General features: G+C 70.6%; 17 protein-coding genes. 3 read left to right on the top strand and 14 right to left on the bottom strand.

The genetic code is table 11. From position 1 onward, the window contains the following. Positions 1 to 7: 7 nt before the first annotated feature. The gene (locus ACFY1S_RS29255; protein WP_364362746.1) at positions 8 to 1,612 is read right to left on the bottom strand and encodes an ABC-F family ATP-binding cassette domain-containing protein; all 1,605 of its coding nucleotides are present in this window, start codon (positions 1,610 to 1,612) and stop codon (positions 8 to 10) included. A gap of 262 nt (positions 1,613 to 1,874) precedes the next feature. Here ACFY1S_RS29255 and ACFY1S_RS29260 point away from each other — a divergent pair, with 262 nt between their 5' ends. Continuing rightward, positions 1,875 to 2,798: a neutral zinc metallopeptidase gene (locus ACFY1S_RS29260; protein ID WP_387124129.1), complete on the top strand. Its 924-nt coding sequence runs from the start codon at positions 1,875 to 1,877 to the stop codon at positions 2,796 to 2,798. 87 nt (positions 2,799 to 2,885) lie between these two features. Here ACFY1S_RS29260 and ACFY1S_RS29265 read toward each other — a convergent pair whose 3' ends face one another. The 10 genes from ACFY1S_RS29265 to ACFY1S_RS29310 all read right to left on the bottom strand — a co-directional run bounded on the left by ACFY1S_RS29265 (position 2,886) and on the right by ACFY1S_RS29310 (position 11,282). Further along, positions 2,886 to 3,539 (bottom strand): acVLRF1 family peptidyl-tRNA hydrolase, encoded by a 654-nt coding sequence (locus ACFY1S_RS29265; RefSeq protein WP_387124131.1) that lies wholly within the window; start codon positions 3,537 to 3,539, stop codon positions 2,886 to 2,888. Positions 3,540 to 3,591: 52 nt separating this feature from the next. Further along, on the bottom strand, positions 3,592 to 4,224 hold the full coding sequence (locus tag ACFY1S_RS29270) for a LysE family transporter (RefSeq protein WP_387124133.1): 633 nt from the start codon (positions 4,222 to 4,224) through the stop codon (positions 3,592 to 3,594). Positions 4,225 to 4,462: 238 nt separating this feature from the next. After that, complete coding sequence (locus ACFY1S_RS29275) at positions 4,463 to 4,927, bottom strand: metal-sulfur cluster assembly factor (protein ID WP_139584647.1); 465 nt, start codon at positions 4,925 to 4,927, stop codon at positions 4,463 to 4,465. Continuing rightward, a complete protein-coding gene (gene sufU, locus ACFY1S_RS29280) occupies positions 4,924 to 5,397 on the bottom strand; it encodes a Fe-S cluster assembly sulfur transfer protein SufU (protein WP_121653048.1) in 474 nt (157 codons plus the stop codon). Before sufU ends, ACFY1S_RS29275 begins: the two co-directional genes overlap by 4 nt. Positions 5,398 to 5,399: 2 nt before the next feature. Further along, positions 5,400 to 6,704, bottom strand: a complete 1,305-nt coding sequence (locus ACFY1S_RS29285) for a cysteine desulfurase (RefSeq protein WP_387124136.1) — start codon at positions 6,702 to 6,704, stop codon at positions 5,400 to 5,402. A gap of 20 nt (positions 6,705 to 6,724) precedes the next feature. Continuing rightward, the gene (gene sufC / locus ACFY1S_RS29290; RefSeq protein ID WP_364362740.1) at positions 6,725 to 7,498 is read right to left on the bottom strand and encodes a Fe-S cluster assembly ATPase SufC; all 774 of its coding nucleotides are present in this window, start codon (positions 7,496 to 7,498) and stop codon (positions 6,725 to 6,727) included. Beyond that, complete coding sequence (locus ACFY1S_RS29295) at positions 7,498 to 7,824, bottom strand: non-heme iron oxygenase ferredoxin subunit (RefSeq protein ID WP_387124138.1); 327 nt, start codon at positions 7,822 to 7,824, stop codon at positions 7,498 to 7,500. Before ACFY1S_RS29295 ends, sufC begins: the two co-directional genes overlap by 1 nt. Next, a complete protein-coding gene (gene sufD, locus ACFY1S_RS29300; RefSeq protein WP_387124140.1) occupies positions 7,824 to 8,990 on the bottom strand; it encodes a Fe-S cluster assembly protein SufD in 1,167 nt (388 codons plus the stop codon). The genes ACFY1S_RS29295 and sufD overlap by 1 nt, the downstream gene beginning before the upstream one ends. Positions 8,991 to 9,054: 64 nt before the next feature. Beyond that, positions 9,055 to 10,485: a Fe-S cluster assembly protein SufB gene (sufB, locus tag ACFY1S_RS29305; protein WP_387124142.1), complete on the bottom strand. Its 1,431-nt coding sequence runs from the start codon at positions 10,483 to 10,485 to the stop codon at positions 9,055 to 9,057. Beyond that, positions 10,482 to 11,282 (bottom strand): helix-turn-helix transcriptional regulator, encoded by an 801-nt coding sequence (locus ACFY1S_RS29310; RefSeq protein WP_387124144.1) that lies wholly within the window; start codon positions 11,280 to 11,282, stop codon positions 10,482 to 10,484. The genes sufB and ACFY1S_RS29310 overlap by 4 nt, the downstream gene beginning before the upstream one ends. A gap of 98 nt (positions 11,283 to 11,380) precedes the next feature. Between ACFY1S_RS29310 and ACFY1S_RS29315 the strand changes: the two genes are divergently transcribed. After that, positions 11,381 to 12,349 carry a heme A synthase gene (locus ACFY1S_RS29315; protein WP_387124146.1) on the top strand — a complete coding sequence of 323 codons (969 nt, stop codon included), beginning with the start codon at positions 11,381 to 11,383 and terminating at the stop codon, positions 12,347 to 12,349. 155 nt (positions 12,350 to 12,504) lie between these two features. On the opposite strand, the gene ACFY1S_RS29320 is transcribed toward ACFY1S_RS29315, so the two are convergent. From ACFY1S_RS29320 to ACFY1S_RS29330, 3 genes are all read right to left on the bottom strand, one after another. After that, entirely contained in the window at positions 12,505 to 13,425 is a 921-nt protein-coding gene (locus tag ACFY1S_RS29320; RefSeq protein ID WP_387124148.1) for a RimK family alpha-L-glutamate ligase, read from the bottom strand. A 14-nt stretch (positions 13,426 to 13,439) separates the two neighbouring features. Continuing rightward, positions 13,440 to 13,775, bottom strand: coding sequence for a hypothetical protein (locus ACFY1S_RS29325; RefSeq protein WP_364362734.1), 336 nt, complete (start codon positions 13,773 to 13,775; stop codon positions 13,440 to 13,442). 280 nt (positions 13,776 to 14,055) lie between these two features. Beyond that, entirely contained in the window at positions 14,056 to 15,009 is a 954-nt protein-coding gene (locus ACFY1S_RS29330) for a heme o synthase (protein WP_364362733.1), read from the bottom strand. 264 nt (positions 15,010 to 15,273) lie between these two features. On the opposite strand from ACFY1S_RS29330, the gene tkt reads away from it, so the two are divergent. Then, positions 15,274 to 17,412, top strand: a complete 2,139-nt coding sequence (tkt, locus tag ACFY1S_RS29335; protein WP_387124150.1) for a transketolase — start codon at positions 15,274 to 15,276, stop codon at positions 17,410 to 17,412. The last annotated feature ends 6 nt before the right edge of the window (positions 17,413 to 17,418 follow it).

Here is a 17,418-nt window from a genome sequence, read left to right on the forward strand (position 1 = left end):
GGGGCGGTCAGGCCAACTCGACCAGCTCGAGCAGGTCGTCGCTCCAGGCGTCCTCGTCGCCGTCGGGAAGCAGGATCGCGCGGTCCGGCTTGAGGGCCAGCACGGCGCCCGGGTCGTGCGTGACGAGCACGATGGCGCCCGGGTAGTTGGCGATGGCGTCCAGCACCTGCTCGCGGCTGACCGGGTCGAGGTTGTTCGTCGGCTCGTCGAGCAGCAGCACGTTGGCACCGGAACAAACAAGGGTGGACAGGGCCAGCCGGGTCTTCTCGCCACCGGAGAGCACCCCGGCCGGCTTGTTCACGTCGTCGCCGGAGAAGAGGAACGCGCCGAGGATCTTGCGCAGGTCGGTGTCGGACTGCTCGACGGCGGCGGCCCGCATGTTCTCCAGCACCGTCCGCTCCACGTCCAGCGTCTCGTGCTCCTGGGCGTAGTAGCCCAACCGCAGCCCGTGCCCCGCGTGCACCTCACCGGTGTCCGGGGTGAGCAGCCCACCGAGCATCCGCAGCAGTGTCGTCTTGCCGGCGCCGTTGAGCCCGAGGATGGCCACCCGGGAACCCCTGTCCACCGCCACGTTGACGTCGGTGAAGATCTCCAGCGAGCCGTACGACTTGGACAGGCCGGTCGCCGTGAGCGGGGTCTTGCCGCACGGCGCGGGGCTGGGGAAACGCACCTTGGCGACCCGGTCGGCGACCCGTACCTCCTCGAGGCCGGAGATCAGCTTCTCGGCCCGGCGGGCCATGTTCTGCGCGGCGACGGTCTTGGTGGCCTTGGCCCGCATCTTGTCGGCCTGCGCCATCAGCGCGCCGGCCTTCTTCTCCGCGTTGGCCCGCTCCCGGCGGCGACGCCGCTCGTCGGTCTCGCGGGCCTCCAGGTACGCCTTCCAGCCCAGGTTGTAGACGTCGATCACGGACCGGGTGGCGTCGAGGAACCAGACCTTGTTGACCACCGACTCCAGCAGCGCGCCGTCGTGGGAGATCACGATCAGGCCGCCCTTGTGGTTGGCGAGGAAGCCCCGCAGCCAGGTGATCGAGTCGGCGTCCAGGTGGTTCGTCGGCTCGTCGAGCAGAAGGATGCCGCCGCCGTTCTCACCCGCGTCACGGAACAGGATCCGGGCCAGCTCGATGCGCCGGCGCTGACCACCGGAGAGGGTGCCGATGGTCTGCGCGAGCGCCCGGTCCGGCAGGCCCAGGTTGGCGCAGATCCGGGCGGCCTCGGCCTCGGCCGCGTACCCGCCCAGGGCGGCGAACTGGTCCTCCAGCGCGCCGTAGCGGCGGACCAGCTTCTCGTTGGCGTCCTCGGCGAGCTGGGCCTCGATCTCCTTCATCTGGGACATCAGCACGTCCAGGCCGCGGGCGGAGAGGACCCGGTCGCGGCCGGTCACCTCCAGGTCGCCGGTGCGCGGGTCCTGCGGGAGGTAGCCGATGGCGCTGCGCTGGTCGATCTGGCCGCCGTACGGCTGCCCCTCGCCGGCGAGCACCTTCAGGGTGGTGGTCTTGCCGGCGCCGTTGCGACCGACCAGGCCGATCCGGTCACCTGGCTGCACGCGCAGGGTGGTGTCGGACAGCAGGATCCGGGAGCCGGCACGCAGCTCCAGGCCGGTGGCAGTGATCATCTCGTGGGACTCGCTCTCGGGGTCTGGAAGGCTGACTCAGGGCACGCGAAAGCGCCGGCGGGCGGTGGGCCCGTCGGCGCGGGGCGGTTCAGCCTTCGCAGCGCGGCACGGGGACAAGTGTACCGGGCGCCCCGAGTCGGGCCGCCCGGATTACCGATCAAGATCATCGGGTACCGGAACGCCTGTCCGGACCCCGTCCGGCACCTTTATGACGAACCGATACAGAGACGACATTCACCGGCATACGGCGATCGGGGTCAGTATGGAACTCAACGAGCGGGCCGAGCTCGACACCTCCCAGGCCAACGACCTGGGCCGGGGCGGCGGCGGGTCGGGTGGCGGCATCGGCATCCCCATCCCGGGAGGCGGCGGCCGGGGCGGCATCATCGGCATCGTGGTGGCCGTGCTCGTCGCCCTGCTCGGCGGCGGGTTCGGTCTCAACGCCATGACCAACGGCGACGAGGGCGGCCAGGCCGGCGGCAGCGACCTGGATCAGGTGTGCTCCACCGCCAACGCCGACCGTCTCGACGACCCGCGCTGCCGCAACCTGCTCTACGTCAACAGCATCCAGGCCTACTGGCAGAAGGCGTACCCGGAGTTGGGCAACGGCACGTACGAGCCCACCACCACGAACTTCTTCCAGGCCGCCGTGAACACCGGCTGCGGTCAGGCCGACTCCGGCGTCGGGCCGTTCTACTGCCCGGCCGACCGCAAGGTGTACATCGACCTGAGCTTCTACGACGAGCTGGCCTCCCGCTTCGGCGCCAAGGGCGAGTTCGCCCAGCCGTACGTGCTCGCCCACGAGTACGGCCACCACATCCAGAACCTGCTCGGCACCAACGCCAAGGCCGGCCAGGGAGACCAGAGCGGCCCCCGCTCCGCCTCCGTACGGTTGGAGTTGCAGGCCGACTGCTACGCCGGCGCCTGGGCCAAGCACGCCACCGAGAGCAAGGACAAGACCGGACAGCAGCCACTCTTCACGTCGATCACCGAGGCCGACATCAACCAGGCCGTCGACGCCGCCGAGGCGATCGGTGACGACAGCATCCAGGAGCGCTCCGGCGGGCGGGTCAACCCCGACCAGTTCACCCACGGCACGTCCGAGCAGCGCAAGCGCTGGTTCACCCAGGGCTACGACCGCGGCGACCCGAAGACCTGCGACACCTTCGCGACAAACCAGCTCTGACCTCATCCCGCGTCGTGGCGGGGCCCCACCGGCCCCGCCACGCACCGGTCAGGGCAGTTGCGAGACCTGATACCTCCAGACTCCAGGTCAGTCGGGTGCGGGGTCGCGCAGCCGGATCCGTACCGCCCGGGCCGCGTCGACCGCCGACACCAGCACCGCGTGGCGGGGCTCCGGCACGTCGAGCAGCCGCTCGGCCCGCAGCGGCACGAGCGGGGACAGTCGCCGGTCGGCCAGCACCGTGTCCACCGCCCGCCGGTCACCGCCGCACACCACAGCGGTGAGCCTCGCGGCCTGCGGCAACAGCAGCCGTACGGCCAGGTCCGCCGCATCGCCGAGCGCCGCCTTGGCCTGGTTGTCGCGCCGCCTGGCGAACCGGTGCTGCGACCAGCCCCCCGCCGCCGTGCGCCCCTGCACGTACCGGGTGTCGACCTTGGAGACGACGAGGTCGGGGCCGTCGGCCACACCGATCGCCACCGCGCCCTTGCGGGCCAACAGCAGACCGATCCGGCGGGGCGCGACGGCGGACGCCACGAACCCGGGCACGTCGACGCCGGCCGGTGCTCCCGGCGGGGCGTACAACTCGGCGGTTGTCCCGTCGGCCGCGGTGAGAAGCAGGCCGTACTCCCGGGCGGTGGTGGTGTGCGGGCCGTGCCGGTCGGCGAAGCCCTCGACCCAGCGGCCGACGCGGGCCGGGTCGACCTCGACCCACCGGCCTCCCCCGGCTGCGGGTCGACTGGTCACCGCCCGACCGTACGGCACCGCGTGCCCTCTCGGGCGGCCGGGCCGCTACCGCTCAACCCGGCAGCAGCGCCGCCACCGCCAGCGCGGCGATGAGCGCGCTGGAGACCAGGCCGGTGACCAGCCGGCCGCGCGGCCCGGTCAACGCCCGACCGACCACCGAACCGCCGCCGGCGACGAGCAGCTGCCAGCTCGCCGACGCCAGGAACACACCCGCCACGAACAGCGCCGCTGGGACGGCGCCCGCGTCGGTCGAGTCCCGACGGCCGAGCACCAGGGCGGTGAAGTAGAGCACCGTCGTCGGGTTCAGCAGTGTCAACCCGAGCAGCGCCGCGTAGGCACGCCCTGGGGTGCCCAGGCCGGCGCCGGCGCGCGCCGCCTGCGGTCGCCCGGAACGGTGGGTCGACCAGGTGCGCCAGAGACCGTGCGCGGCGAGCCCCAGCAGCACCACTGCCGCGAGGACCCGCAGCGGACCGGCGACCGGCGCGATGAGCCCGGCCAGACCGGCGCCGCCGAGCGTGGCGACGGCCGCGTAGAGCCCGTCGGCGGTCGCCACGGCGAGCGCCGCCGCGGCCCCGACCCGGAACGAGGTACGGGCACTGAGCCCCAGGATCAGGATGGCGATCGCGCCGACCGGGATGGCGACGCCGTAGCCGGCCACCAGGCCGGCCAGGAACGCCCCGCTCACTGCCGTCGAAGCCGGATCGAGGCCCGCCCGTGGACCGGCCGCTGTCGACGCACGGCAGTCGCCGCACGGACAGGGACCTGCATCGGGTACGCCTCAGTCACCGCCGCATCCTGCGCCCCGCAGCCGTGCCTCCGCCACCACATTTCCCACCGGGCGCGCCGTTGTCAGGGGTGGAACGCGTCGAGCGCGGCACCCCACCGGGTGTCGCGCTCGACGGGCAGAGCCGACCGGGGTCGACTCAGACGTTGAAGCCGAGGGAACGGAGCTGGTCCCGACCCTCGTCAGTGATCTTGTCCGGGCCCCACGGCGGCAGCCACACCCAGTTGATCCGGATGTCGTTGACCAGACCGCCGCCGGGGCCGGTGGTCAGCGCCTGCCGGGCCTGGTCCTCGATGACGTCGGTCAGCGGGCAGGCCGCCGAGGTGAGCGTCATGTCCAGGGTGGCGATGTTCTCGTCGTCGACGTGCACGCCGTACACCAGGCCGAGGTCGACCACGTTGATGCCGAGCTCCGGGTCGACGACGTCCTTCATCGCCTCCTCGATGTCGGCGATCATGGCCTTGCTGACGCCCGCCGTCGGGGTGGCGGCATCGCCGGCACCCGCCGTCGCGGCACTGTCGGTCGTCACGGCGTCGGTCTGCGGCGCCGCGGTGGCGTCACCGGCCTCCGGCGTCGCCGCGGTAGCGGTGTTCTCGCTGCTCATGCCTTCACCTCCGGGCTCACGCCCACACCGGCGCGTGCCGCCGCGTCCTTGAACGCCATCCACGGCAGCAGCGCGCACTTGACCCGGGCGGGGTAGCGGGCGACACCCGCGAAAGCAACCCCGTCACCGAGTACGTCCTCGTCCGGCGTGACCTGGCCACGTCCGGACATCAACTCCACGAACGCCTCGTGCACCTCGAATGCTTCCCCGGCGCCCCGGCCGCGCAGCAACTCGTGCAGGACACTCGCCGAGGCCTGGCTGATCGAACAGCCCATCCCGTCGTACGAGATGTCGTGCAGCACCGCGCCGTCGGTGGCCACCCGGACGGTGACCTCGTCACCGCAGGTCGGGTTGACGTGGTGCGCTTCGGCGACCTGGTCGCCCGGGTCGTCGGCGTCGCGCAGGCCACGCCCGTGCGGATGCTTGTAGTGATCCAGGATGATCTCCTGGTAGAGCTGGTCGAGCTGCACCATCAGTCGAACACCTTCCGCACCTGCTCCAGACCGGCCACCAGAGCGTCGATCTCCTCGGTGGTGGTGTAGAGATAGAACGAGGCCCGGGTCATGGCCGGGACGCCGAACCGGCTGCACACCGGCTTGGCACAGTGGTGACCCACCCGCACCTGCACGCCGAGCGAGTCGAGCACCTGACCCACGTCGTGCGGATGGACGTCACCCAGCGCGAACGAGATGGTGCCGCCCCGACCCACCGGCACTGTCGGGCCGAAGATCCGCAGGTCGGGCACCGAGCCGAGAGCGTCGAGCGCGTACGCCGTCAGCTCCTTCTCGTGCCACTGGATCGACGGCATGCCGATCCCGGTGAGGTAGTCCACCGCAGCGCCGAGCGCTACCGCCTCGGCGATCGGCGGGGTGCCCGCCTCGAACCGGGCCGGCGGTGCCGCGAACGTCGACCCGGCCATGGTGACCGTCTCGATCATCGAACCGCCACCGAACACCGGCGGCATGGCCGCGAGCAGCTCACCCCGGCCCCAGAGCACGCCGATGCCGGTCGGGCCGCACATCTTGTGCCCGGTGAACACGATGTAGTCGGCGTCCAGGTCGACCACGTCGATGGGCAGGTGCGGCACCGACTGCGAGCAGTCCAGCAGCAGCAGCGCGCCCACCTCGCGGACCCGCGCGGTGATCCGGGAGGTCGCGTTCACCGTGCCGAGGATGTTCGACATGTGCACCAGCGAGACGATCTTCGTCCGTTCGGTGACCAGGTCGTCCAGGCCCGACTCGTCGAGCCGACCCTGGTCGGTGACGGGGAACCAGCGCAGGGTCGCGCCGGTGCGCTCGCACAGCAGCTGCCACGGGACGATGTTCGAGTGGTGCTCCATCTCGGAGATCACCACCTCGTCGCCGGGGCCGAGCCGGAACCGGGGGTCACCGTCGGGGCGCAGCGAGGCGTTGGAGAAGGCGTACGCCACCACGTTGATCGCCTCGGTGGAGTTCTTCGTGAACACCACCTCGTCCACACTCGGCGCGTTGATGAACGCGGCGACCTTCGCCCGCGCCCCCTCGTACGCCTCGGTGGCCTCGGTGCCCAGGGTGTGCACCGAGCGCGACACGTTCGCGTTGTGCAGCGCGTAGTGCTCGGCGAGCACGTCGAGCACCTGGCGCGGCTTGTGGGAGGTGTTGGCGCTGTCGAGGTAGACCAGCGGGTGCCCGTTGATCTCCCGATCGAGGATCGGGAAATCGGCGCGCACCCGGGCCACGTCGAAACGCGGCACGTCGTGGTACTGCGGCATCCCCTCAGGGATCGCGATGCTGGTCATCTCGGCAGCGTCTCTCTCGGTCAGGCCCTGGCCGTGCCGGCCCCGGCGGCGTACCGCTCGTAGCCCTCGGCCTCGAGCTTGTCGGCCAGCTCCGGGCCGCCCTGCTCGACGATCCGGCCGGCCACGAAGACGTGCACGAAGTCCGGCTTGATGTAGCGCAGGATCCGCGTGTAGTGGGTGATCAGCAGCACGCCCGTGTCGCCGGTGTCGCGGACCCGGTTGACGCCCTCGCTGACCACGCGCAGCGCGTCCACGTCGAGGCCGGAGTCGGTCTCGTCGAGGACCGCGATCTTCGGCTTGAGAAGCTCCAGCTGGACGATCTCGTGCCGCTTCTTCTCACCACCGGAGAAGCCCTCGTTGACGTTGCGCTGGGCGAACGCCGGGTCCATCTGGAGGCGCTCCATGGCACCGCGCAGCTCGCCACCCCAGGTACGCAGCTTCGGGGCCTCACCGTCGATGGCGGTCTTCGCGGTGCGCAGGAAGTTCGCCACCGAGACGCCGGGCACCTCGACCGGGTACTGCATGGCCAGGAAGAGGCCGGCGCGGGCGCGCTCGTCGACGGTCATGGCCAGCACGTCCTCGCCGTCGAGGGTGACCGTGCCGCCGGTGATCTCGTACTTGGGGTGGCCGGCGATCGAGTACGCCAGGGTGGACTTGCCGGAGCCGTTCGGGCCCATGATCGCGTGGGTCTCACCGGACCTCACGGTCAGGTCGACACCGGCCAGGATCGGCTTGAGCTCACCCTCGGGCAGCTTGACCGACACCTTCAGGTCGCGGATCTCCAGGGTGCTCATTATCGGGTCACTCCATTACTCGGCGTCAGGCTGAGGTAGATGTCGCCGTCGCGGACGTCGACGGGGTAGACGGGTACGGGTTCGGTGGCGGGCAGGCCGGTCGGCTCGCCGGTGCGCAGGTCGAAGCGCGAGCCGTGCAACCAGCACTCGAGCGTGCAGCCGTCGACCTCACCCTCGGAGAGGGCGACCGCGGCGTGCGAGCACTCGTCGTACGCGGCGTAGAAGTTGCCGTCCTCGGCGTGCACCAGGGCGATCGGAGTGCCGTCGACGTCCGCGCTGATGGCGGTGCCCTTCGGCACGTCCTCGGTGGAGCAGATCCGGATCATCAGGCGCCGGCCTTGGCGAGCCGAGCCTCGATCGCGTCGCCCAGGCGCTCGCGCAGCTCCACCACCGGGATCTTGTTGATCAGCTCGGCGAAGAAGCCCCGGACCACCAGGCGCCGGGCCTCACCCTCCGGGATGCCCCGGGCCATCAGGTAGAACAGCTGCTCGTCGTCGAAGCGGCCGGTCGCGCTGGCGTGGCCGGCGCCAGCGATCTCGCCGGTCTCGATCTCCAGATTGGGTACGGAGTCCGCACGCGCGCCGTCGCTGAGCAGCAGGTTCCGGTTGATCTCGTACGTGTCGGTGCCTGTCGCCTCGGCCTGGATCAGCACGTCGCCCACCCAGACTGTGTGCGCGTCGTCGCCCTGCAGAGCGCCCCGGTAGCCGACGTAGCTGCGGCAGTCCGGCACGTTGTGGTCGACCAGCTGCCGGTGCTCCAGGTGCTGGCCGGAGTCGGCGAAGTAGACGCCGTACAGCTCCGCCTCGCCGCCCCGGCCGGTGTACTCCACCGAGGTGAACTGCCGGACCAGGTCACCGCCGAGGGTGACCTGGATGTGGATGACCTTGGCGTCCCGACCCAGCTTGATCTTGAGGTGCTGCGCCTGGACCGCGTCGTCGGCCCAGTCGGCCACCGTGACCAGGGTCAGCTTCGCGCCGTCGGCCACCGTGACCTCGACGTTGTCGGCAAGGGTCGCCGACCCGACGTGCTCCAGCACCAGTGTCACCTCGGCGAAGCGGCCCACCTCGACGAAGGTGTGACCGAACGCCGGCTGCCCGGCGCCGTCGCCGACCACGCGCAGGCGCACCGGAGCGCCGAGCACCGCGTCGGGGTCGACACGCACCAGCAGGGCGTCGGTGGCCGCGCCGTACGCCAGCGCGCTGACCCGGTCGACGGGCGTGAGCACGCTGCCGATCCGCTTGTCGTCACGGCCGACCCGTCCGACGGCCACGCCCTCGGGCAGGTCGCCGTACTCGTGCCGGACGGCGCCGGACGCGGCCGACGCCTCGTCCGACGACGCCGGCCCGTCGCCGACCAGGCCGCGGAGGCGCTTGAGCGGGGTGAAACGCCACTCCTCCTCCAGGCCGGTGAGGGCCGGGAAGTCGGCGACGTCGAACGAGCGCAGCGCCTGCGACTTGGTGCTGGGCGGCGGCGCGGAAGCCTGGGTAGTCATTTCTTCCTTGGTCTGTTCTCTGCTGCGACGACGGTGTCAGGTCGGCGGACGGGAGCGGACGGCGTCAGCCGACCGCGCCCTCCATCTGGAGCTCGATCAGCCGGTTCAGCTCCAGGGCGTACTCCATGGGAAGTTCCTTGGCGATCGGCTCGATGAAGCCACGCACGATCATGGCCATCGCCTCGTCCTCGCTCAGGCCGCGGCTCATCAGGTAGAAGAGCTGGTCGTCGCTGATCTTGGAAACGGTCGCCTCGTGCCCCATCGCCACGTCGTCCTCGCGGATGTCGACGTACGGGTAGGTGTCCGAGCGGGAGATGGTGTCGACAAGCAGCGCGTCGCACTTGACGGTGCTGCGGCTGTGGTGCGAGCCCTCCAGCACCTGCACCAGGCCCCGGTACGAGGTGCGGCCGCCGCCCCGGGCGATCGACTTCGACACGATCGTCGAGGAGGTGTGCGGCGCGGCGTGCACCATCTTGGCGCCCGCGTCCTGGTGCTGGCCCTCGCCGGCCATCGCCACCGAGAGCACCTCGCCCTTGGCGTGCTCGCCCGTCATGTAGACAGCCGGGTACTTCATGGTGACCTTGGAGCCGATGTTGCCGTCGACCCACTCCATGGTCGCGCCCTCGTGGCAGACGGCGCGCTTGGTCACCAGGTTGTAGACGTTGTTCGACCAGTTCTGGATGGTCGTGTACCGGCAGCGCGCGTTCTTCTTCACGATGATCTCCACGACCGCGCTGTGCAGCGAGTCGGAGGAGTACAGCGGCGCGGTGCAGCCCTCGACGTAGTGCACGTACGCACCCTCGTCGACGATGATCAGCGTCCGCTCGAACTGGCCCATGTTCTCCGTGTTGATCCGGAAGTAGGCCTGCAGCGGAATCTCCACGTGCACACCCTTCGGCACGTAGATGAACGAGCCACCGGACCACACGGAGGTGTTCAGTGCGGCGAACTTGTTGTCGCCGACCGGGATCACCGTGCCGAAGTACTCCTTGAAGATGTCCTCGTGCTCGCGCAGCGCCGTGTCGGTGTCCAGGAAGACGACGCCCTGCTCCTCAAGGTCCTCACGGATCTTGTGGTAGACGACCTCCGACTCGTACTGCGCCGCGACACCGGCGACCAGGCGCTGCTTCTCCGCCTCCGGGATGCCCAGCCGGTCGTAGGTGTTCTTGATGTCCTCGGGCAGGTCCTCCCAGCTGGTGGCCTGCTTCTCGGTGGACCGCACGAAGTACTTGATGTTGTCGAAGTCGATCCCGGTGAGGTCCGCGCCCCAGGCCGGCATCGGCTTACGGCCGAACAGCCGCAGCCCCTTCAGGCGCAGGTCGAGCATCCAGGCCGGCTCGTTCTTCTTGGCCGAGATGTCCCGCACCACCGCCTCGTTGATACCGCGCTGGGCGACCGCCCCGGCGGTGTCCGGGTCGGACCAGCCGTACTCGTAGCGACCCAGCGCCGCGAGCTGCTCTTCCTGGGTCAGGGGCTGGACGATCTGCTCGGTCATCTATCTGTCCTCACAGTGGTGACGGGCTTACCGGATTGGGCGCGGGTCGGCTGGGTCGGAATGTGCGTGGTGCACACCCCGTCGCCGTGCGCGATGGTGGCCAGGCGCTGCACGTGGGTGCCGACCAGACGGGAGATCACCGCGGTCTCGGCCTCGCACAGCTGGGGAAACTCGGCGGCCACGTGCGCCACCGGGCAGTGGTGCTGGCAGAGCTGGCCGCCGGAGGCGATCGTGGTCGCGTTGGCAGCGTATCCCTCGGCGGTGAGCGCTCCGGCGAGTGCCTCAGCCCGCGCGAGAGGGTCGTCGCCGGCGTCCTCCATGGCGGCCCGGCAACGCGACTCCAGGGCGGACACCTGCTCGGTGGCGAACGCCTCGACGGCGTCCGAACCACCGCTGCGGGCGATCCAGCGCAGCGCCGCGGTGGCCATGTTGTCGTAGTGATGGGTGCCACAGCGGACCCGGGCGGCCTCGGTCAGCAGGAACACCTTCGCCGGGCGGCCCCGACCACGACTGCCCTGCACGGTCTGCTCCCGGGCGAAGACGTCACCGTCGGCGAGCATCGCGTCGAGGTGCCGGCGGATCGCCGCCGGGCTCAGACCGAGCGCCTGACCGAGCTGCGCGGCGGTGGTGGCCCCCCGCTCCAGCAGCAGCTGGGTGACCCGGTCCCGGGTGGAGACCTCGGCCGCGGCGGCACCGGAGAGGCCTGCCGGTGTGGTCACGACGGGCGCGCACGCGGAAGCACCGGCGGCCGGGTCGGCCGCCGACCGCTGCCCGGAGAGCGCCGCCGCGTTTTTCACAACGCCAACGTTACGTAATTACCCGGACTGTCGCAAACCTGGGTCCCGGTGATCCGAACCACCGACCCGGCGGAGTCGGACGAACCTCGATCACTACGGTGCGTAGGATTTGCGCCGTGAACCGAATCGTCCGTCCGGTCTCCGGCACCCTGCTGAGCCGCCTCGCGCTCGCCTCGATCATCGCGAACGTGGGCATCGTCGTGACCGGCGGGGCCGTCCGGTTGACCGCCTCCGGCCTCGGCTGCCCCACCTGGCCGCGGTGCACCGACGATTCGTACGTCACCACACCCGAGATGGGCATCTACGGGATGATCGAGTTCGGCAACCGGATGCTGACGTTCGCGGTGGGCCTCATCGCGCTTGCCACAGTGCTGGCCGTACTGGCCCACCGGCCGCGCCGACCCGGCCTCCTCGCGCTTGCCGTCGCCGTCTTCCTGGGCATCCCCGCCCAGGCGGTGCTCGGTGGCATCACCGTGCTCACCAATCTCAACCCATGGGTGGTCGGGCTGCACTTCCTCGCCTCCATGGCGGTGATCGCCGCCGCGTACGCCCTGTGGCGGCGGATCGGCGAGCCGGACGGGCCCACGGTCGCCGTGGTGCCCACGCCGCTGCGCACGCTGACCAGGATCACCACGGGCGTCAGCGTCGCGGTGCTGGTGATCGGCACCTGGGTCACCGGCAGCGGCCCGCACGCCGGCGACCAGGGCGCCGCCCGCAACGGGCTCGACCCGGAATCGATCTCGCAGGTGCACGCCGACGCGGTGTTCCTGCTGATCGGGCTCTCGGTGGCGTTGATCTTCGCGTTCCGGGCGGTGGGCGCGCGGCGGGCCACCCGCGCCGCGATCGTCCTGGTCGCCGTCGAGCTGAGCCAGGGCGTCATCGGCTTCGTCCAGTACTTCACCCACGTGCCCGCGCTCCTGGTCGGCGCGCACATGCTCGGCTCCTGCATCGTGCTGCTCGCCACCCTGTCCGTGCAGTGGTCGACCCGCGAGCGGCGCCCGGTCGCCCCGGCACCCGCCGAGGCCGCCCGGGCCGATTCCGCCGATCCGGTCCCGGTCACCGCCTGACCGCGAGTCCCCGCCCCGCGCGCCACCTCCCGGGCCCAAGATCTGGGCAACTTTGGGGAAAGTGCTGTGTCCCGGGGCCTTGAGGCACCACGTTCACCGAAGTTGCGCGGATCTTGGCGGCGCGCGGTGGCGCGTGGCACGGTGGTGCCCGGCGGTCAGGCGCGGCGGGCCAGGTGGGTGGTGATCGCCTCCGCGAGGCGGTCGGGGGCGCCGTCGGCGTACCCGATGAACAGCGACGGCTCGGTCAGCTCCAGCTCGACAAGGACCGGGTCGCCGTCCGGGCCGGGGATCAGGTCGACCCGGGCGTAGAGCAGCTGCCGCGTGCCGCCGGGAACCGTGGCGAGGGTGCGTTCGGCGACCGCCAACTGGTCCGGCCGCGCGGTGCGGGCGCTGATCTCCTCGGCCTTGTAGAGCCCGTCCGGGCCGAGGTCCGGGCCGGTCAGCATCGGCCCCTTACGGATGGCGTGACTGAACGCGAGCCCGCCCGGGCCCGCCAGGAAGAGCAGCGCCGTCTCGCCCTCGGTGTCGACGGCGTTCAGGTACGGCTGGACCATTGTCGTCCGACCGGCGGCGGACAGCCGGCGTACGTGCGCCACGGCGAGGTCGCGGTGCTCCGGGTCGGCCAGGTCGTACCGGCCGGTGTCCTGGCTGCCCGCGCTGACCGCCGGCTTGATCACGTACTCGCCGGAGTCGGCGGGAGGCTGCCAGCTCTCCCCCGGCTCGACCCAGGAGGTCGGCACGGTGGGCACGCCTGCGGCGGTCAGCTCGGCGAGGTACCGCTTGTCGGTGTTCCAGCGGACCACGTCAGCCGGGTTGACGAGCGCCGGGACGGTGGCCGCCCACGTGACGAACTCGTCGCGGCGCAGCGCGTAGTCCCACGGGGAGCGGAGCACGACCAGGTCGTACGAGGACCAGTCGACGTCGGGGTCGTCCCAGACGGGAGCCTCGACGGTGACGCCCCGGGCGGCGAGCGGGGCGAGGACGAGCCTGTCGTCCGGGTCCAGCTCGGTCAGCTCGGTGCAGGTAACGAGAGCGACCCGGGGTTTCCCCCGGGTCGACTGGTGGTGGTCGGTCAACTCAACTATCTATCTCAGCGGGCCATCGTGCGCCGGGCCATCGACCGCCAGAGGTCGTTGCTCGGACGCATCTGGTCCATCAGTTCACGCTCCCAGGCGTTCTCGACGGTGACTCCCGCCTTGGCGCACGCCTCCCGGGCGGTGACGGTGTCGTCGGCGAACTGGTCGCCCCACTCACCGTCGGAGCCCACGAGGACGATCCGCGCTCCACGCTTGCCGACGTACTCGATGACCGCCTTCGCTCCACCGTGGCCGGCGGCGAACGCCTTGAGGCCGGCTACCAGGCCGTGCGAAGCCTGCCCACCGACGGTCTGCTCGTCCGTCAGCGTCGTATCGGAACCATCTGCCATGACGCGAAGCCTAAGCAGAGTTCCACTCGCCCGGGCGAGAACCATGAAGCTTTTGTGATGCCAATTACCTACAGGTTTAAGACAGAAGACAGATTTTCTGTCCGGTTTTTTCCCGACTTGTGAGTGCGGAAAGTCCTGGCAAACCCGGATCGAGCCGGCGCAGGTTGAGCCCATCCGACTCATGCGAAAGTTACCCCGATGTGACGTTAAACCCGGACAACTCATCCATGATGATGATTGATCCACTCGACGGAACGACTCAGGGTCGAGCCGGCAACCGTCAGATCAGCGCGTCGAGCGCGACGGCCACGAACACGATCGTCAGGTACGTGGTCGACCAGTGGAACAGCCGCATCGGCTTGACTGCCTCGCCCCGCGTCGCGCGACGGCACAGCCGGTGCGCCTCGACGATGAAGATGGCGCCCACCACAAGCGTCGGTACGCCGTAGATCGCGCTCAGGCCCAGCGGCCACACCGCCAGGGAGGTCAGCACGGTGAGCCAGGCGAAGATCAGGATCTCGGCGTTCACCCGGCGGGTGGAGGCCACCACCGGCAGCATCGGGATCCCGGCCCGCGCGTAGTCGTCCTTGTACTTCATGGCGAGCGGGTAGAAGTGCGGCATCTGCCAGAAGAAGACCACCGCGAACAGCCCCCACGCGGCCGGCGCCAGCGAACCGGTCACCGCCGCCCAGCCGATGAGCACCGGAGCGGCCCCGCAGGCGCCACCCCAGAACGTGTTCGTCGGGGTGGAGCGCTTGAGCCACAGCGTGTAGACGACGTCGTAGTAGACGATCGCGGCGAGGGTGAGCGCGGCGGCGAGCAGGTTGGTGAACGCCGCCATCAGCACGATCGAGACCGCCGCCAGCACCAGACCGAAGATCAGGGCGCTGCGCGGTGACACCGTGTGCGCCGGCAGCGGCCGGCGCTTCGTCCGGCGCATCAACTGGTCGATGTCCCGGTCGATGTAGCAGTTGAGGACGCTTGCCGCGCCGGCGGCGAGCGAGCCGCCGACAAGCACCACTGCCATCAGCCACAGCGACGGCAGACCACCCTCGGCGAGCATCATCGCCGGCACGGTGGTGACAAGCAGCAACTCGACGATGCGCGGCTTGGTGAGCGCCACGTACGCCGAGACGATCGCGCGCACGTCCCGCCGCGCCACCGGACCGTCAGCCGTCCGCGCCGAGGGCTGCCCCGCGGGGTTGCTCGCGGGGCGCTCGGTGATCATGCTCACGGATTGCCACCTTCCGGCATCGGCACGGGGAGATCGGTCGGCCCAACCTGTTCGGGGGCCGCACACCGACCCACACACTACGCGTTGTCGTTTTGGCTGCCCGGCCGACCCGACAACGGTGCGGGCCGTCACACCACCGGGTTGAACGACTCGATGCCCTGTCCCGTACCGCAGACCATGCAGAGATCCCCGGGCGGACGTTTAGTCACGCTCGATAGGGTCACCAGTGAGGGTTCCGCCCATCTGCCGAGGAGCACAACCATAGTGGCTGCCAACCGACCCGAGCACTCCGAACTCAACTGGTCCGACCTCGATCGCCGGGCTGTCGACACCGTCCGCGTCCTGGCCATGGATGCCGTGGAGAAATCCGGCAACGGCCACCCGGGTACCGCGATGAGCCTGGCGCCCGCGGCGTACCTCCTGTTCAACCGGGTCATGCGGCACAACCCGGCCGACCCGAACTGGCCCGGCCGGGACCGCTTCGTGCTCTCCGCCGGGCACTCCAGCCTGACGCTCTACATCCAGCTGTTCCTGTCCGGGTACCCGCTGAGCCTGGACGACCTGAAGTCGCTGCGGCAGTGGGGCTCGCTCACTCCGGGTCACCCCGAGCACGGGCACACCCCGGGCGTGGAGACCACCACCGGGCCGCTCGGGCAGGGCCTCGGCAACGCGGTGGGCATGGCCATGGCGGCCCGCCGCGAGCGCGGCCTGTTCGACCCGGAGGCCGAGCCGGGCGCGTCGATCTTCGACCACGACATCTGGTGCATCGTCTCCGACGGCGACATCGAGGAGGGCATCAGCCACGAGGCCAGTGCGCTCGCCGGGCACCAGCAGCTGGGCAACCTCACGGTGATCTACGACGACAACGAGATCTCGATCGAGGACGACACCCGCATCGCCAAGAGCGAGGACGTGGCGGCCCGCTACGAGGCGTACGGCTGGCACGTGCAGACCGTGGACTGGCGCAGCGGCGACGCCGACCAGGGTGACTACCACGAGGACGCCGAGGCGCTGTACCGCGCGCTGCTCGCCGCGAAGGCGGAGACCGACCGTCCCTCCTTCATCGCGTTGCGCACCATCATCGGCTGGCCCGCCCCCAACAAGCAGAACACCGGCAAGATCCACGGCTCGGCGCTCGGCGCCGACGAGGTGAAGGCCACCAAGCGGATCCTCGGCTTCGACCCGGAGCAGACCTTCGAGGTGGACGAGGAGGTGCTCGGCCACGCCCGCACGGTGATGGGCCGCGGCTCCGAGGCCCAGCAGGAGTGGACCACCGCGTTCGACGCCTGGAAGAAGGCCAACCCGGAGCGCACGGCGCTCTACGAGCGGATGGCCGGCCGGGTGCTTCCCGACGGCTGGACCAACGCGCTGCCGGTCTTCCCCGCCGACGCCAAGGGAGTGGCCACCCGGGCCGCGTCCGGCAAGGTGCTGGAGGCCCTCGCGCCGGTCCTGCCGGACCTGTGGGGTGGCTCGGCCGACCTGGCCGAGAGCAACAACACCACGATGAAGGGCGAGCCGTCGTTCATCCCGGCCGCGCACGCCACCAAGGACTTCCCCGGCCACGAGTACGGCCGCACGCTGCACTTCGGCATCCGCGAGCACGCCATGGGAGCGATCCTCAACGGCATCGCCCTGCACGGCGGCACCCGCCCGTACGGCGGCACGTTCCTGGTGTTCAGCGACTACATGCGCCCGTCGGTGCGGCTCGCCGCGCTGATGAAGCTTCCGGTGACGTACGTCTGGACGCACGACTCGATCGGCCTGGGCGAGGACGGCCCGACCCACCAGCCGGTGGAGCACCTGACCGCGCTGCGCGCCATCCCGGGCCTGGACGTGGTCCGCCCCGCCGACGCCAACGAGACGGCCTGGGCGTGGCGGCAGGCGCTGGAGCACACCGACCGGCCCACCGCGCTGGCGCTGAGCCGTCAGCCGCTGCCGACCCTGGACCGGGACGTCCTGGGTGGCGCGGACGGCGTGGCCAAGGGCGGTTACGTGCTGGCCGAGGCGTCCAACGGCAAGCCGCAGGTGATCATCGTCGGTACCGGCTCCGAGGTGCAGCTCTGCCTGACCGCCCGGGAGCGCCTGGAGGCCGACGGCACCCCGACCCGGGTCGTCTCGATGCCCTGCCAGGAGTGGTTCTACGAGCAGGACGAGGCGTACCGGGAGTCGGTGCTCCCGCGCGGGGTAAAGGCAAGGGTGAGCGTGGAGGCGGGCATCGCGATGTCCTGGCGCGGGATCGTCGGCGACCTCGGCGAGAGCGTGAGCCTGGAGCACTACGGAGCGAGCGCCCCGCACACCGTGCTCTTCGAGCAGTTCGGGTTCACCCCCGACCGGATCGTGGCGGCGGCACACGCCTCGCTGGCCCGGGTGGGCGACATCACCGGTTTCACCACCGGCAACTGAGGGAGC

This window comes from Micromonospora sp. NPDC000663, assembly GCF_042898105.1.
In the GTDB taxonomy this organism is placed as follows: domain Bacteria; phylum Actinomycetota; class Actinomycetes; order Mycobacteriales; family Micromonosporaceae; genus Micromonospora.

Excerpts from the sequence above, each read along its gene's own strand:
- ACFY1S_RS29255 (WP_364362746.1), bottom strand. The coding sequence starts at position 1,612 with ATGATCACTGCCACCGGCCTGGAGCTGCGTGCCGGCTCCCGGATCCTG.
- ACFY1S_RS29260 (WP_387124129.1), top strand. The coding sequence starts at position 1,875 with ATGGAACTCAACGAGCGGGCCGAGCTCGACACCTCCCAGGCCAACGAC.
- ACFY1S_RS29275 (WP_139584647.1), bottom strand. The coding sequence starts at position 4,927 with ATGAGCAGCGAGAACACCGCTACCGCGGCGACGCCGGAGGCCGGTGAC.
- ACFY1S_RS29285 (WP_387124136.1), bottom strand. The coding sequence starts at position 6,704 with ATGACCAGCATCGCGATCCCTGAGGGGATGCCGCAGTACCACGACGTG.
- sufC (WP_364362740.1), bottom strand. The coding sequence starts at position 7,498 with ATGAGCACCCTGGAGATCCGCGACCTGAAGGTGTCGGTCAAGCTGCCC.
- ACFY1S_RS29295 (WP_387124138.1), bottom strand. The coding sequence starts at position 7,824 with ATGATCCGGATCTGCTCCACCGAGGACGTGCCGAAGGGCACCGCCATC.
- sufD (WP_387124140.1), bottom strand. The coding sequence starts at position 8,990 with ATGACTACCCAGGCTTCCGCGCCGCCGCCCAGCACCAAGTCGCAGGCG.
- sufB (WP_387124142.1), bottom strand. The coding sequence starts at position 10,485 with ATGACCGAGCAGATCGTCCAGCCCCTGACCCAGGAAGAGCAGCTCGCG.
- ACFY1S_RS29325 (WP_364362734.1), bottom strand. The coding sequence starts at position 13,775 with ATGGCAGATGGTTCCGATACGACGCTGACGGACGAGCAGACCGTCGGT.